We start from the raw sequence: 12727 nt of genomic DNA on the forward strand, positions 1-12727 counted from the left end.
AGGCTATTTTTGCTGCCTGGCCTCGCGCTCTTTTTCTTCACGCTCCTGTTCTTCGCGCTCCTGTTCTTCGCGCTCCCGTTCTTCGCGCTCTTTTTCGAGCCGTCGTTCGTTTGCCTCCTTGCCAGCTTGCACCAGGTTTTGCGCAGTTTCGCGCTGCTCGTCGGTCATTAGATGCGAATTGCGATCCAGATTCGACTTGGCCATATGCCCCGTAATCTCGGGCGCGCGCTTTACGGCTTCGACGCCGACTTCAGCTGCCAGCATGCCGACATTGGCTGCCGATTTCCCAACCAGCTTTGCCACGGCCGACAGCTTATCCGAGCTACTTCCAGACGAGAAAGTGTCTCGCGCCTCGTCGAAGGCTTCTTTAAGCTTGAAATATGGCAGTTTCATTTCAGCGCCGCTCCACGCGCCTCAAGTTGAAGTCGTAGCCCGGCTTGTCCCGGCGGCCCTTTGCTTCGGCGATCTCGATGGCGGTACGTTCGGATTCGCACTCGGTCGTATGGGAATACACCGCCGAGTTGGAGCCTTTTCGCATTTCATAATGCACAACATATTTAGCCACGGTTACGTCCTCTCAAATTGTTATGGGCAAAAGGAGTAACGGCAGGTACATCGGTGTTCTTTAGCAAAAACTTAAAAATGTTCCTTGGACACAGCCGCGAACAAGCGCCCGGCTAAAGCTTGGGGGAAATGCCTATTTTCTTCCTCACCTCCGCCTGTATCGCGCGACACATCCCCAAGCTCATTAAACTTTCCAGATAAAGCGCCGATAACACATGCTTGCAGCCGATCGCCTTCGGCGTTGCGCGCCATATAAAGGTAGCCACGTTAAATGACGGCTGCACATTTCTCGTGACGCGAATTGAGAGTCGATAGATGGAACAGGACAGCTACGAAAAAGACCTGGAAGAAACGCGCACTACTTTGCAATCCATGCTCGTTCCGGGTGAGTCTGTGCTGGCGTTCGCCGTTCAGCGACGTTTATTCGCACTCTCGCATCGCCGGATGATGGTTGCAGCTACATCGGGAAGACTGCTTGTCATCAGCAGATGGCTTGATTGGCGGCTTCACGCCGGCGGATCGCGCTAGTGCGCAACGGGCGTCAAGTGGCTTGATGGCAAACCGCACGTGGTGAGCTTTGGCCCGTGGAAAGCTACCGGGGGCAGCGGCTGGATGGGCGCCCAGTGACGACGGATGCGTGGCTGATTCGTGATGGCGCCTGGCATTTAGGCCGCGCCGGGTCGTTACGGTTGGCCCCCACCCCGTCCGTCGAATGACAGGTTGCCGGCACGACGGCCCTTCGAACGCCGGCCGTGAAACTCACACAGCGGAAGAACGGGGACGTACGTCGCGCCCCTTCGGCTAGCCGTAACCCCTGCGACGAATGGACCAATTGCTCAACGGATTCACACTCCCTTTCGACGGGCCATGAACGGCATCATCGATGGCGTAAAAGGCAAACAGACGACCACTCCGACCTATAACCGCGCGACCTACAATCAGACCAGCACGCTCACGAACGCCATGACAAGCGGCGCCACAACGGCTGCAGGCAACGCCGCTGGCTCGGTCATTTCGAATACCGTGTCGTCCGCCATCGGCAAACTCTCAGGTCAACTGGGCTCATCGGACGCTGGCGAATACACGATTACTGAAGCGAATGATCCAGGCGTCTTCTTCGGCAAGCCCCCTGCGGAGATCGACGCCAAAGATCTCTACCGCGAAAACGGCTTTCTGGGTTACAAGCATCTCGACAACGGCGGGGTGAAGGGCACGGACGCTTACGCGCCGGTGGCAGCACGGGAGCAGGCGCTGCAGGCGGGATTCGAGGCCGCTAACAGCGGCCTGGGCAATATTCATGAAATTCAGACCCGGCAGCGTCAGGGCTGTGTGCCGTTGACCGGCAGCCCGGGCTACTGCCGTGCGGCCGCCTTGCTACGAAATTTAAGGAGCTTTTTGTCGAGATCTTAGGCGCCGGCAATCACACAATGCGTCATGACATCACACCGGATATGAACGAGATCCTTCAGGGGACGTCCCATTGCCTAGTCGCATATACTGCGTAACGACGCGCTTCTATAATAGAACAGGGGCCGCACTTGGAAGCAGACGCCCCTTCGCGCGCCTTTCGAAAAAAAACAATTGTCGCTAACCGACGAGCCCTTCCTTTGCTTCCGCCCATCCTTTCCGAGCATTTGATGTGACGGTAAGTAGAGCTTCCAGTCCTGTAGACCCCGCAGCAACTGCGTGCAGGAACATGCTGATCGAGAAATGAACGATTGAGCTGACTCCTATAGGCATGTCAGCACGAGGGATGCGCTCACTCAATATCAAAGCCGCAAGTCCATGCTCCATCGCCCATGCGCTGTGGACAACAAACGGAAGTGCCTCCCTTTTCCACCCACACTCTATCGCGTATCCTTCGACGGCCCTTGCGAAAACATTAAAGGATGCGGCACTTTGCTCGGAGAGCTCGGAGTAGGTATCGCGAGAAACGATTCGAGGTCCCACCATCAAGTTAAAAAGGCCCTTATGTGCTTGCGCGAAATCCACGTACGCATCCATCATCCGGTAAGCAACCGTTAAAGGGGCGTCCCCGGAACTGGCGACTCTATAACGAATATCGGCTAACTCCCTGAATCCATCTGCCGCAATCGCCGCCAGCAGCCCTGCCTTTCCGGCGAAATGTCGCGAGGGGGCCGCCTCGGACACGCCTACCGCACGAGCCAGATTACGCAGACTCAACTCCTGCGGCCCCATTCTCTCCAACTCCAAGCGACCTTGGGCAATCAGAGCGTTGCGCAGATTTCCGTGATGGTAACTTTCGCGGGGCGAACGCGGCGCTGCTGACGACATCGACTAAACCTCTTGTTAGGAACTGGGTGGATAAATACAGTTGTAATGCCGTTGCGGCCGCACAATTAAAACGAAGAGTGACACGAAAGTCCAGTCGTTTCGAGAACGATATGTCTTTCTCTGCGACCACGCTGCACGCTCAGTCCGTCACGCACGCGCGACATCACCTCGCCTCCTCAACAACACGCATTGCGCCAGTCGCCCTGGCGTGTCCTAGCACCCACGCACACTTTGCTTCCCGCGCAAGTCCGAATTTGGCACCGCGGGAAAACCCGTATGACTGCAGCTGACCTCCTCTAAGTCATCGACACACGTTTTAGATTCTTGTTGATATCAATGTTCTTCGGAGTGTTGAGTTGCTTTCCGCCGATCGCGTCGGCCCATACCGGTTGGTCGTGCTCCACAGTAAGAATTCTTGTCCCCTATGCGGCTGGCGGGGGTACAGATGTGGTCACTCGAACCGTCGCCGCCAAGCTGTCGGACGAACTGCATGAAACAGTTATTGTCGACAACAGGCCCGGCGGCAAGTCGGTAATCGCCTATCAGGCGCTATTGCGCGAGCGGCCCGACGGCTGCACACTGCTGCTTAGCAATTCTTCGCACACAATTCAGCCCCTATACAAGAATTTGCCGTATGACCCGCTGAAGGACTTTCAGCCGGTTTCCATCGTTGCCGCGGGGCCGACTCTGCTGGCTATCGCGCCAGGCATCCCTGTGAACAATTTGAAGGAATTTATCGACTTCGCCAAAAAGGGCGGTGTGGCTTATGGCTCATACGGGGTTGGGACTACAGGTCACCTCAACGGTGAATCGTTGAACGCAGGAATGGCTTCACTACCTAGGTGACAGGACGTCCGCGTGCCAGGTTTCTCAGTCGTCGTCCTGCCGCCAGGCAAGCGGTGCATGCAGTGGTATCTCTCTCCGCATTCGCTTTACGGTGCAACTTTCGCACGACATCCGCTCGGATCCAAACCCTCATGCCGATTGTGGTCGACCTTATGCTGACTCGGCGTACTTCCGGAGTTCATCGCGTCGGCACACACGACCCAAACGCCACCTATAGTCCAACTCCCCTCTTCGGCTTTACCTGTGCCAAGGCGAACCATCGCTATCACCGGATTGCCCCCGCAGCACCTGGTCGACTAATTGCTCTCCCTCCCGAAGCCCGGCGAGCAATGCATCAGACACCGAGACAAAGTGCGTCCCGGATTCCCACAGAGCATCGGCCACTATGTGGTTAACCTCAACCCGGCACGAGTACATTCTCTCCAACGAGAATTTCCTGCTAAGCGCAGACGTCCAAATTGACTCGACTTCTACCGTTATGCTGCCGTCTCTATAATGGTAAATCCGGTTCATAGTCTTCAAGGATTGAAAATACACTACAGAACACATCGATTTGCGTTTTCAGTATTGGCTCCGTGACACATCCTCCCGTGAGGGGCGCACCTTCATCTCGGTGCCTGCGCCGTCTGCCCGCTTTTTCTTTCGGCGGTTTGCGAAATACTGAAAGGCAACTCAGAGACGATCACTCCCCTTTCACCATTTCCGGCGTCACGAGTCCTATCTCTCAGGACCAGTCGTTGTCCTGTGCCACGTTCGATGATTGCGAACAGGCAAGCCTCAACCATGAGTGGTAGGGCAGGAGTGCTCGACTTCGATCCCCAGCAATCGCGCACCGTATTGACCTACACCATCGAGCTTGAGACGACTAGTCGCACTTCCGCAAACGCCCTCGAAGAAATTGTCCGATGCCGTGGTGCGGTTTCAGCACATGACACAGCCGCTCTTCCTAACCGGTGTCGTCCGTCTCATTCGGCTTCAGCGATCAGCCTCGTGATCTTGCCGCTCGCCCCCTTCGCTTGCGAGAAGCGCAAACGCGCCAGTGCCTTCCGCAGCGGAACCGGGCGCCTCATCGGGAGATGCGAGAACCGCTGCGCGAGGAGGCATGCCTGCCGATTCAGTCAGATCACCATTTCGGCGCGGCATCCGCCAGCTGGGCGACGCCCCGCCCGAACGAAAAGTTCTCGTTCGGTACGGGTACGAGGGCGATGAACACGTCATCGGGCGAGATCCCCGCGGCCTTCTCCAGCAAGCGGGTTATTGCAGCCAGCAGGGCTTTCTTGTCGGACGCGGGACGATGCTCGCCGATCAGAACCGTGATGATCATGGCATTGGCCGTTCGGTTCATCTCCATGAACGTCGGGTCGATGAATAGCTCGTCATCGCCATGTTCGCTGATCATCACAAAGCGGTCTCCCTTGGGGATGTTCAATGCTTCGACGAGCGACTGATTCAGCGCATTGCCGATCGCAATCTTCTGCTCTTTCAGAAAGCGGCCTTTCGGGATGTGGGCATGAAATACGGGCATGGTTTGTTCTCCAGGTGATTACGGTTTTTGCACAGTTCGCTAACGCACGGCGGAACAGGGTCCGTCCTGCGCGAGGTGTTGCGTGAACCAGTCGGTGGCGGCCTTGCCGGCGACTGCGAATCCTGCTTCATAGGGATCGAAGTGGCCGCCGGGTACCAGTACGAGGTGTTTGGGCTCAAGTGCCCGCTCATAGGCATCCAGATCCAGATCGGTCATGGTCAGCCGGTCGTCAGTGGCGACAACCATCAGAAGTGGCGTCGGCGAAATGCGGCTAACCCAGATGCCCGGTTCGTACAGACGGGCTGCGAACGTAGACCTGAGGGTCACCGTGTTGCTCCAGTTGGCCCCACCGAGATCCTGGGAGTAAAAGGAAATGGCATCCGGCGAACGGTATGCCGCGGGTTCGGTCGGATCGGCGCCGACTATAGCCTGCAGCCGCGGAGGATTTCCACTGTGTTGCGCGCGCAGGTCATCGGTCAGCATCGCGAGAAAACCAGGCAGCGCATCAGGTGACACTCTGCGGCGGCTTTGCTCGAAACCGCTGATTGTAGGCACCTGTGAAACCACACATTTGACCCGCCGGTCGGTTGCCGCCAGCACGAGTGCATGGCCACCGCTAAAACTGCTGCCCCATATGCCAATCTTCTCGGGGTCAACTTCCGGCTGAGTTTCGAGGTAGGAGATTGCGCGGCGCCAGTCGGCGATCTGCGCCCACGGATCGATGTCCTGTCTCGGCGTCCCATCGCTCGCACCAAAGTTGCGGTGGTCGTGAACGAGCACCACAAACCCAGCCTCTGCAAACGCGCGCGCGAACCGTTCCAGCCGATGCTCCTTGACCGCTGCAAACCCGTGGCACATCGAGATTGCGGATCGCCTACCGTCGCCTTCTGGCACGAATATCCAGCCGCGCAGCGTCACGCCGCCCTCCCCAGCAAACTCTACTTCGAGCTTATTGATCATCGGGTAATCCTTGTCTTTACAATAGGAGCATATCCTCATAATATGCGGCTCATACGCTTCTGACAAGCGGATTTCTGTATCAGGAAAACGGACATGGCAATCGATTCACATGACGCCCACCCGGAATCGGCCAGCCGGCCGATCTCAGGACACCGGCATCAGGCACTTGTATTCATTCACGGCTTTCTGGATAGCCACGCCACCTGGGAGCCGCTGATAAAGGCACTTCCACAAGACGCCGCCCAGTCGATCGCCCTGGATCTGCGTGGCGCCGGGAAACGGCAGGCGCACGCAGGACCCTTCACGCTCACGCAGGCGGTGGCGGACATCCTGGAAGTGCTTGACGAGCACGAACTGACGGGCGTGGCGCTCATTGGCCACAGTATGGGTGCGCAGATCGCCGAACTCGTCGCGTGGGAGGTGCCGGAACGTGTCACTTCGCTGACGCTCCTCACGCCCACGCCCCTCGCGGGCAATATCCTGCCTGAGAGTGCCCGGGCACTGCTGCGCGAGAGCGGCGGCGACCCGCTCGCCCAGCGCGACATCCGCAAGCTGTTCTCAAGGAACCTTGATGGAAATCGGCTCGAGCAACTGGTGCACCCGTCTGCGTTGATGGGTAAGGAGGCGGTACGCGACTACTACGATGCGTTCACCGGCGGCGATCCAAGAGGGCATGCCCTGTGCACCTATAGCGGGCCTACGCTCGTTCTCGGAGCAACGGACGATCCTGTCATACCGGCCCAGCAGGTGGCTGAGATCCGGCGGACCCGGTTTCCTGCCGCCGATTTCAGACTGATCGACGGCTCGGGGCACTGGCCACAACTCGAACAGCCGGAGAAGACGGCGGAAGCACTCGCACGTCACCTTCGTTTGAGCTGAACAGGACAGCTCGATACCCCCAGCAGCACCGGAACTTCTCGCCAGCTTGCATATATGCGTATATGAGCCTATATTTCCCTGAACGGAAAATTCTTGTGAGATGAGAGATGGCAGCGCACCCTAAACGGCTGGACGATATTGACGGGCTCTGCAATTGTCTGGCGGCTCGTCAGGCATCGCGATACCTGACGGCCGTATATGACCAGGCGTTAAGTCCGGTTGAATTGCGGATCACCCAGTTTTCGATTCTTTACAAGCTGGTGAAGAACGGCCCGTTGATGATGGGCGAACTGGCCAGCAAAATGGCAATGGACCGGACGACCCTCTCATCGAACCTGAAGCCGCTGGAACGTGATGGACTGGTCGATATTGTGCCGGGACAGGATCGGCGCGTGAAGCAGGCAGTGATCACGAAGGCGGGGCTTGCGCGGTACCGGATGGCGCTACCGCTCTGGAGCGACGTACAGGCGAAGTTTGAGGGCACGTACGGCAGGAAGCCAGCGGCCGAATTGCGCAGTGCATTACGGACGGTACTCGGCACGGGTTTTCAGCCCTGGGCGGAGAACGAGTCGACGGTAGGCACTTGAGGTTGTTCAAGCCGGAGAGGTCGCCATGCAGTAGCGGTCCCTCTCCGGATGCACTCCGGGAAGGGGTGACGGTTGGGCTGACGGCCCATTTTTTTTAACTGCAATATGCGCATATGCTCATATATAACCGATGTGAGATGCGCAAGGAGACGGTACATGCAACACACCAACCTTATCGAGGCGTGCAGGAAGGCATTCAGCGGGTTTGAGCGCAATGACAAATCGGACCTGATCGCTACATTGGCCGACGACGTGGTGTTTGAATTTTCTGACTCGCTGCCCTACGGCGGCACCTATCAGGGGAAGCAGGAGTTCCAGGCGTTCTGGGCGCACGTGCACAAGGAGTACGAGTACTTCAACTACGACGCCAGAGCAGTGCTCGAGGCAGATGATTACATCATCGTGCCAGTGATCGCGCGTGCCAAGACAAAGAAGGGATTCTCGATGGAAAACGAACATCTGTTCCTCTTCCGGGTGAAGGACGGCAAGATCGCATATGGCCGCATCTATGCCGATACGGCCCGCGGGCGGGATGTACTCGAGGGCCGTGAGCCCCGACGCTACCCCAAAATCGTCCTCGGATAAAGCCGGAGCGACGACAGGCGGAGCTCTCAGCTCGCTTTAGCCAACGAAAAACCTTAGCGGCGGGCTGTGTCGTCACCAAGCGGCGACATGGCCCCATGAGAAATTATGGAAATCGATCCCAATACTCTCGACAGCGACGCAACATACAAAATTCTGATTGGAAGTGTGCTACCACGCCCGATTGGCTGGGCCTCGACACTCTCGACGGATGGCGTTGCCAACCTCGCCCCCTTCTCGTTCTTCACGGTGGTCGCGCGAAAGCCTCCGATGATCAGCCTGACCATCCAGCCCCGTTCGGACCGAACGCGATTCAAGGATACGTTGATCAACGTGCGCGAAACGGGAGAGTTTGTGATCAACGTGGTTTCGCTTCCTCAGGTCAACCAGATGCACCTGTCTTCCGCTGAACACCCTTCAGAAGCGGATGAGTTCGAAGTTGTCGGATTGGGCAAACTACCGTCCATTACGGTGCGGCCGCCGCGGGTAGATGGTGCGCCCGTCGCCATGGAGTGTAAGGTTGAGACTATCCTCCCCTTGGGCGAGGTGGGCGATCACCTGGTGATCGGACGGGTTACCCGCTTCCATATCCGCGACGACATCTGGTTGGAGCGGGGACGTCTAGACACCGCCGCCCTACAACCGGTTGGACGCCTCGCCGTTGAGTACACCCTGGCCAATACTGTCTTTGCGTGTCCTATTCCTGATCACATGCTGACTGATGAGGTACACAAAAGGATGCGTCGCATCGACCAGAAAGATACCGGCTGGTCGCCCCTCGATGACAAGAACTGGTCGGCCGCTGGTAATGCGACCAATCTCAAAGGATAAGTCCGGTCCTGTTGCGGATGCACGAATGTAGACGATCGACCCTCGCAGCCTGGACGGCTTTAAGCAGCGCTGGACTGGTCTGCGAAACCGGTGCCGATCCATCACGTCTTCTCATGGAACGTTCCAGTCAGATTGAGGATCGCTACGGCAATGGGACAACACCACAGCGACTACTATCGCTCGCAATAGGCAAAGCCCGCGTTCAACCAGCGTTGCGTTTGCTGGTAGACCAACTCCCATGGCGGAAAATTGGTCGGCAGCATACGCCACGACGCACCCGCCCGCGCCATCCAGCGCAACGCATTGAACATCTCGCGCAATTCATACCGCCGCTGTAGCGCATCTTCATTCATCAACGTTAGATAGGGAGCCGCAAAGCTCCACTCTTCATCCGAGACATCTGTAGGGTATGGCTTGCGTTCTGTCATTCCGCCAGGGTACCAGGTCTGGCGAAAAGTGCCTAACACCCTCTAGGGAAAGCTATTGTGACATCGGCAGAAGACTCGGACTGGCAAAAGTTGTCCGATCAGGTTCAACGAGCATTGTCGGCCGGTTGGAGCAACGGCGGGATGCCAGCCACAGCTTCGGCGCTGTACAGTCGCTGGTGGCAACTGGAGACTTGGTTGCGCTCGCTTGTCTATCTTGAACTTCGCAGCGCGAAAGGCTCAGCGCGGGCAGATGTGCTGCCGGTAAACTCTGCTGTTCGTCAGCAGAAGGACGAAGAGTAACCGCACACAAAACTTTTCGGAGTCCGTCGCTGGATTACCATTCGAGCGACGGCGACCAGCAGGAGTTACTTGTAAGCTCTGGCCACTGTTTGGTGCCGTTCGGCTCAATCGGCACGACCGCACCAAGACCTCCAGACCCTGACCAGAGGTGTCCATCGCGATAAGTTTGTTTATTGGGCGTAATTGGCCTTCAGTGCAGGCAAAGTCGGCATAATCTCGAAATACAACTCTGCGCTGGAACGGATAAGCAAAGCAAACGAATCCCTGTGATAGTGTCCAAAGGTCATGTAGACAAAACCAAAACGGTAGTCGACGACAAATCGACACTCCACGTACAGATCGTCCTGGCACGTGTACTCCATAAACTGCCCGTTATTAGTCGCGTTAGCTGCTGCCTGATTATGCGGGAGAGCACCGACCGTCTTGGCGGCGTACCGAATGAACGGAGCACCGACCGCGGACGGGGCATCATCCTTATGTGGCAAATAACCATGCTCATTCTGATGTATCGACCGCGCAGCTTCGACAAAAGGGAGAAAGGTATTATGTTCGATGCGGATCGCCTTGCGAACCTTTTGGAGGAGAGCGTATGTTTCCCGTTTATTCTCCAGGCATTCATCATGGAAGATCGGTATTACTTTTTCGGCATGGTGGGCGTCAATGACCTTTAGCGATCCGTTATAGTGCTTGTCGCCACATTGATTGAATAAAGCTCTTAGTCCAGGTGGAAACTTGCCAGATGCGTTATCTTCTACTAAAGAAACCGGTTGAAATGGCACAAAACCCTCGTCTTTAAAATCGATAAAGTTGATAGTGACCTTTGCGAAGCGTCTCATTGTTGAGATAAAACAAAGTCGTATAGTAGCAAAGATAAAATTGTGCAGTCAGTGTCGCATGAGACCAAACCAACCAGCCGTTCATTTGCGTTAGCCAGTTCGAAAGCCTGTGGTGCAAAAGGTTTATCGTTTAGTACGGATGTCTTATCGGCAACCTTGCGCGACACCTTGAGCACTTTCGGTCTGTCATCTGTTGCGGCCTGACGGTTCTCCAGCAAAGCCATTGCCAGAATTGCCCGGCGACCGAACTGCAGAAATACTATGTGAGGGCACGAGTTCGACGATCTTGCGACCGACAAGACGTGGGCCGAGGCCGTCGAAAACCTCGACCGCGCACGTCCCTCGACGAACTTGAACCTGCACTTCAGACGCTGATGAATACTTCCGATCGCACTGTTTTCCTTAATATCGAAGTTGATGCAGGGTCGAGGGTTTGGCCGATGATCAAAGCAGGAAAAGGGCTAACCGAAATGATCCTGTCGGAGGACGACATCTAGAGGATGCGGATGACTTATTTCCTCTACCTGAATGGACGCAGGCCGCTGCCTCAGTACTACCCGGCGCGCACCGCGCGACCGGTGACTCGCCCCACGTCCCTGACACCGCATCTGCTCATTCGACAACAGTTACTGCAAAGGTCGAAACGCTTGCTCGTCACCTACCGCCGCTATGGCCTCGGAGGCATCGCGTAAGTCATCAAGGTCGCGACCGCGTGTCTCCGGCGTGTAGTAGGTGGTCACCACGCCGATCAGGCTCAGAATCGCAACATAGCTGGCGAGCGGAATCCACGCCAGTATCCGGCCCTCGCTGCCACCCCAGTGCGCGGTCGCCCAGGCGATGATCGATGCGCCGACGAGCGGCGCCACCCCGCCGGCGATGACCGCCGATACTTCGCGCCCCACCGCCACGCCGGCATACCGGTGTTGCGCACCGAACAGTTCAGGAAGCAGCGCGCCTTGCGTTGCGAACATGCCCCAGACGCCGGCCAGCGCGACGCACAACATCGTGATGCTCATCGCCGCATTGCCCTGGCTCAGCACCCACCAGGTCGGGTAGGCCAGCAGCAGTTGATAGACGGCGAACGCGCGATAGACGGGAATGCGTCCGAACCGGTCGCTCAGCATGCCGGTCAGCGGGATGACGATCGCCCCCGATGCCCCGGCCAGCAGCAGTGCGACAGGGCCGATCTGTCCTTTGAGACCTGTCGCTGTCGCCATATAACTGATCGCGAGCGATTGATAGATCGACGAGCCGCCGTTCTCCGCCATCCGCATGCCGATGACTTTGAGCAGCGTCGGCTTCGAATGCCTGATAAGGTGTTTCAACGGACTGTCGTTCACCTGCTTGCGCGCTTCGAGCTTGGCGAACGATGGCGACTCCTTGAGTTTCAACCGGATCCATATCGCCACCGCGACGATAGCGACGCTCAACAGAAACGGCACGCGCCAGAGCCAGCTTTGCGAAATGTCTTCGACACGCACCAGCGCGAAGTAGATCGCGGCCGCCATCACCGTCCCAAGCAGTACGCCCATGAATGGCAGTGCGGCGAAATATCCACGGCGCCTGGCCGGCGCGTACTCCGCCATGAGCACCGCGGCTCCGGCCTGCTCCGCGCCCGCTCCCAGTCCCTGCAGCAAGCGGCAGCCCACGAGCAGTATCGGCGCCCAGACGCCGGCGGTCGCGTAGGTGGGCAGCAGACCTATGAGCGTGCTGGCCACGCCCATCAGCAGGATCGTCGCCATCAGAACGAACTTGCGTCCGTAACGGTCGCCGAGCGTCCCGAAGATGATGCCGCCCACAGGCCGGATCGCGAAGCCCAGGAAGTACGCGCCGAAGCTGGCAATCAGGCCAATGCCCGGATCGCCCGACGGGAAAAACAGCGGCACGAAGATCAGCGCCGAGGCGAGGTTGTACAGCGCGAAGTCATAGTATTCGAGCGCGCTGCCAAGCGATGCCGCCCATGCCGCGCGATACAGATCGGCGGTCGTCACCTCCGGCCGGCCTGCGCCCGGGTCGTTGCTGTCGCCGCTCGGCGCGGCCGCAATGGTTTGCTGGTGTTTCATGATGTCTCCTCCAATGTAGATGCCGTTCCTG

The 12727-nt window shown here is 57.6% G+C and carries 17 protein-coding genes and 1 pseudogene; 8 read left to right on the forward strand and 10 right to left on the reverse strand.

Annotation, left to right across the window (positions count from 1 at the left end; all coding sequences use genetic code 11):
- Positions 1-3: 3 nt before the first annotated feature.
- The 3 genes from PQR27_RS36760 to PQR27_RS36770 all read right to left on the reverse strand — a co-directional run bounded on the left by PQR27_RS36760 (position 4) and on the right by PQR27_RS36770 (position 816).
- Positions 4-393, reverse strand: coding sequence for a hypothetical protein (locus tag PQR27_RS36760; protein WP_408528575.1), 390 nt, complete (start codon positions 391-393; stop codon positions 4-6).
- 1 nt (position 394) lies between these two features.
- Entirely contained in the window at positions 395-538 is a 144-nt protein-coding gene (locus tag PQR27_RS36765) for a hypothetical protein (RefSeq protein ID WP_408528576.1), read from the reverse strand.
- A gap of 98 nt (positions 539-636) precedes the next feature.
- Positions 637-816: a hypothetical protein gene (locus PQR27_RS36770; protein WP_408528577.1), complete on the reverse strand. Its 180-nt coding sequence runs from the start codon at positions 814-816 to the stop codon at positions 637-639.
- Between the two features lie 63 nt (positions 817-879).
- Here PQR27_RS36770 and PQR27_RS36775 point away from each other — a divergent pair, with 63 nt between their 5' ends.
- Together PQR27_RS36775 and PQR27_RS36780 are read left to right on the forward strand one after the other, a co-directional pair.
- The gene (locus PQR27_RS36775; protein ID WP_408528578.1) at positions 880-1092 is read left to right on the forward strand and encodes a hypothetical protein; all 213 of its coding nucleotides are present in this window, start codon (positions 880-882) and stop codon (positions 1090-1092) included.
- Positions 1093-1431: 339 nt separating this feature from the next.
- Positions 1432-1974, forward strand: coding sequence for a hypothetical protein (locus tag PQR27_RS36780; protein ID WP_408528579.1), 543 nt, complete (start codon positions 1432-1434; stop codon positions 1972-1974).
- Between the two features lie 177 nt (positions 1975-2151).
- Here the strand turns inward: PQR27_RS36780 and PQR27_RS36785 are convergent, their stop codons facing one another.
- Positions 2152-2859 carry a TetR/AcrR family transcriptional regulator gene (locus PQR27_RS36785; protein ID WP_408528580.1) on the reverse strand — a complete coding sequence of 236 codons (708 nt, stop codon included), beginning with the start codon at positions 2857-2859 and terminating at the stop codon, positions 2152-2154.
- Between the two features lie 447 nt (positions 2860-3306).
- Between PQR27_RS36785 and PQR27_RS36790 the strand changes: the two genes are divergently transcribed.
- A complete protein-coding gene (locus tag PQR27_RS36790) occupies positions 3307-3705 on the forward strand; it encodes a tripartite tricarboxylate transporter substrate-binding protein (protein ID WP_408528581.1) in 399 nt (132 codons plus the stop codon).
- A gap of 1123 nt (positions 3706-4828) precedes the next feature.
- On the opposite strand, the gene PQR27_RS36795 is transcribed toward PQR27_RS36790, so the two are convergent.
- Positions 4829-5230 (reverse strand): tautomerase family protein, encoded by a 402-nt coding sequence (locus PQR27_RS36795; protein WP_408528582.1) that lies wholly within the window; start codon positions 5228-5230, stop codon positions 4829-4831.
- 39 nt (positions 5231-5269) lie between these two features.
- Positions 5270-6190: an alpha/beta hydrolase gene (locus tag PQR27_RS36800; RefSeq protein ID WP_408528583.1), complete on the reverse strand. Its 921-nt coding sequence runs from the start codon at positions 6188-6190 to the stop codon at positions 5270-5272.
- Positions 6191-6283: 93 nt separating this feature from the next.
- On the opposite strand from PQR27_RS36800, the gene PQR27_RS36805 reads away from it, so the two are divergent.
- From PQR27_RS36805 to PQR27_RS36820, 4 genes are all read left to right on the forward strand, one after another.
- On the forward strand, positions 6284-7069 hold the full coding sequence (locus PQR27_RS36805; RefSeq protein ID WP_408528584.1) for an alpha/beta fold hydrolase: 786 nt from the start codon (positions 6284-6286) through the stop codon (positions 7067-7069).
- Between the two features lie 107 nt (positions 7070-7176).
- Entirely contained in the window at positions 7177-7656 is a 480-nt protein-coding gene (locus PQR27_RS36810) for a MarR family winged helix-turn-helix transcriptional regulator (RefSeq protein WP_408528585.1), read from the forward strand.
- Between the two features lie 156 nt (positions 7657-7812).
- Positions 7813-8241, forward strand: coding sequence for a nuclear transport factor 2 family protein (locus PQR27_RS36815; RefSeq protein ID WP_408528586.1), 429 nt, complete (start codon positions 7813-7815; stop codon positions 8239-8241).
- 105 nt (positions 8242-8346) lie between these two features.
- Positions 8347-9069, forward strand: a complete 723-nt coding sequence (locus tag PQR27_RS36820; protein WP_408528587.1) for a flavin reductase family protein — start codon at positions 8347-8349, stop codon at positions 9067-9069.
- A gap of 194 nt (positions 9070-9263) precedes the next feature.
- Here PQR27_RS36820 and PQR27_RS36825 read toward each other — a convergent pair.
- A pseudogene (locus PQR27_RS36825) lies at positions 9264-9497 on the reverse strand (transposase); the annotation flags it as partial.
- 57 nt (positions 9498-9554) lie between these two features.
- Here PQR27_RS36825 and PQR27_RS36830 point away from each other — a divergent pair.
- Positions 9555-9797, forward strand: a complete 243-nt coding sequence (locus PQR27_RS36830) for a hypothetical protein (protein ID WP_408528588.1) — start codon at positions 9555-9557, stop codon at positions 9795-9797.
- A gap of 170 nt (positions 9798-9967) precedes the next feature.
- Here the strand turns inward: PQR27_RS36830 and PQR27_RS36835 are convergent, their stop codons facing one another.
- The 3 genes from PQR27_RS36835 to PQR27_RS36845 all read right to left on the reverse strand — a co-directional run bounded on the left by PQR27_RS36835 (position 9968) and on the right by PQR27_RS36845 (position 12696).
- A complete protein-coding gene (locus PQR27_RS36835; RefSeq protein WP_408528589.1) occupies positions 9968-10633 on the reverse strand; it encodes a hypothetical protein in 666 nt (221 codons plus the stop codon).
- Positions 10630-10857, reverse strand: coding sequence for a hypothetical protein (locus PQR27_RS36840; RefSeq protein ID WP_408528590.1), 228 nt, complete (start codon positions 10855-10857; stop codon positions 10630-10632). The genes PQR27_RS36835 and PQR27_RS36840 overlap by 4 nt, the downstream gene beginning before the upstream one ends.
- Before the next feature lie 402 nt (positions 10858-11259).
- Complete coding sequence (locus PQR27_RS36845) at positions 11260-12696, reverse strand: MFS transporter (protein ID WP_408528591.1); 1437 nt, start codon at positions 12694-12696, stop codon at positions 11260-11262.
- Positions 12697-12727: the final 31 nt, after the last annotated feature.

It is taken from the genome of Paraburkholderia fungorum (assembly GCF_046027215.1).
GTDB lineage: Bacteria > Pseudomonadota > Gammaproteobacteria > Burkholderiales > Burkholderiaceae > Paraburkholderia > Paraburkholderia fungorum_D.

Coding starts and splice junctions, on each gene's coding strand:
- PQR27_RS36760 (WP_408528575.1), bottom strand. CDS start 393: ATGAAACTGCCATATTTCAAGCTTAAAGAAGCCTTCGACGAGGCGCGA.
- PQR27_RS36765 (WP_408528576.1), bottom strand. CDS start 538: ATGCGAAAAGGCTCCAACTCGGCGGTGTATTCCCATACGACCGAGTGC.
- PQR27_RS36770 (WP_408528577.1), bottom strand. CDS start 816: ATGGCGCGCAACGCCGAAGGCGATCGGCTGCAAGCATGTGTTATCGGC.
- PQR27_RS36775 (WP_408528578.1), top strand. CDS start 880: ATGGAACAGGACAGCTACGAAAAAGACCTGGAAGAAACGCGCACTACT.
- PQR27_RS36780 (WP_408528579.1), top strand. CDS start 1,432: ATGAACGGCATCATCGATGGCGTAAAAGGCAAACAGACGACCACTCCG.
- PQR27_RS36785 (WP_408528580.1), bottom strand. CDS start 2,859: ATGTCGTCAGCAGCGCCGCGTTCGCCCCGCGAAAGTTACCATCACGGA.
- PQR27_RS36795 (WP_408528582.1), bottom strand. CDS start 5,230: ATGCCCGTATTTCATGCCCACATCCCGAAAGGCCGCTTTCTGAAAGAG.
- PQR27_RS36800 (WP_408528583.1), bottom strand. CDS start 6,190: ATGATCAATAAGCTCGAAGTAGAGTTTGCTGGGGAGGGCGGCGTGACG.
- PQR27_RS36805 (WP_408528584.1), top strand. CDS start 6,284: ATGGCAATCGATTCACATGACGCCCACCCGGAATCGGCCAGCCGGCCG.
- PQR27_RS36810 (WP_408528585.1), top strand. CDS start 7,177: ATGGCAGCGCACCCTAAACGGCTGGACGATATTGACGGGCTCTGCAAT.
- PQR27_RS36815 (WP_408528586.1), top strand. CDS start 7,813: ATGCAACACACCAACCTTATCGAGGCGTGCAGGAAGGCATTCAGCGGG.
- PQR27_RS36820 (WP_408528587.1), top strand. CDS start 8,347: ATGGAAATCGATCCCAATACTCTCGACAGCGACGCAACATACAAAATT.
- PQR27_RS36835 (WP_408528589.1), bottom strand. CDS start 10,633: ATGAGACGCTTCGCAAAGGTCACTATCAACTTTATCGATTTTAAAGAC.
- PQR27_RS36840 (WP_408528590.1), bottom strand. CDS start 10,857: ATGGCTTTGCTGGAGAACCGTCAGGCCGCAACAGATGACAGACCGAAA.
- PQR27_RS36845 (WP_408528591.1), bottom strand. CDS start 12,696: ATGAAACACCAGCAAACCATTGCGGCCGCGCCGAGCGGCGACAGCAAC.